The 1,097-nt window shown below is 46.2% G+C and carries 1 protein-coding gene; it reads left to right on the forward strand.

Translation table 11 applies throughout. From position 1 onward, the window contains the following. A partial coding sequence (locus A3739_RS09575) for an adenosine kinase (RefSeq protein WP_068501169.1) occupies positions 1-962 on the forward strand: 962 nt, incomplete at its 5' end. Positions 963-1,097: the final 135 nt, after the last annotated feature.

A 1,097-nucleotide genomic window follows, 5' to 3' on the forward strand; every position in this document is an offset into this window, starting at 1 on the left:
ATGGCCTCGGTGCTGCACTTGTCGACACCGAAATTGAAGTCACTGATGATTTTCTATCTCAAGCAAACATCGAAAAAGGTCTTATGACATTGGTAGATGAAGCACGCCAAACAGAGCTTCTCGATCATATGAAAGGTCACCTAGTGGGTAGCAAGCGATCTAGTGGCGGCAGTGCGTGTAACTCAATTTATGCGGCAGCTTGCTTTGGCGCATCAACATACTACTCATGCAAAGTAGCTGATGACGATAACGGTACATTCTTCCATGACGACCTTGCTGAGGCAGGCGTCTCTACCGATCAATCAAAACATGAATCAGGTACAACCGGTAAGTGTCTAGTCATGATTACCCCAGACGCTGAGCGTACCATGAATACCTTTCTTGGGATCAGCGAAACACTAAGCACCGAGAACATCAACATCGATGCGTTGAAAGAATCAGAGTATGCCTACATCGAAGGCTATCTTGTTACGTCAGACACAGGACGCGCTGCGGCTGTTGAGTTGCGCAAATTAGCTGAACAGCATGGTGTCAAAACAGCCCTGTCGTTGTCTGACCCTGGAATGGTGCAATTTTTCGGTGATGGTCTCGCCGACATGCTCGGCGATAAAGTTGATCTTCTGTTTGCCAATCAAGACGAAGCACTCGGTTGGACAAAGACTTCGAATATCGAAGAAGCCTGTGACGCGATGAAACAATACGCGGCCAGTTTTGCGATCACATTAGGTAAAGATGGCGCAATGGTATTTGATGGCACAACGCTATCAAAAGTTGAAGGTGTGGCAGCAACAGCTATTGATACCAACGGTGCGGGAGACATGTTTGCTGGCGCATTTTTATATGCTATTACTGCTGGAAAGTCCTATGTTGAAGCGGCTTCTCTGGCAAACAAAGCAGCTGCTCAAGTAGTCAGCCAATACGGACCACGCTTAAAAGCAGAGCAGCACCAAGTCTTGCTGTAAGTTCTTGTAGTCATGCTGTAAATCGGGGTCGGAGTAAAAATACTCTGATCCCGATATTATGAAAAGCCAAACAAATGACTTATCATGCCACAGAAAAACAGATTTCTTCTACTGTGCGCTTTTCTGGTTGAAAGC

This window comes from Oleiphilus sp. HI0067 (genome assembly GCF_001635735.1).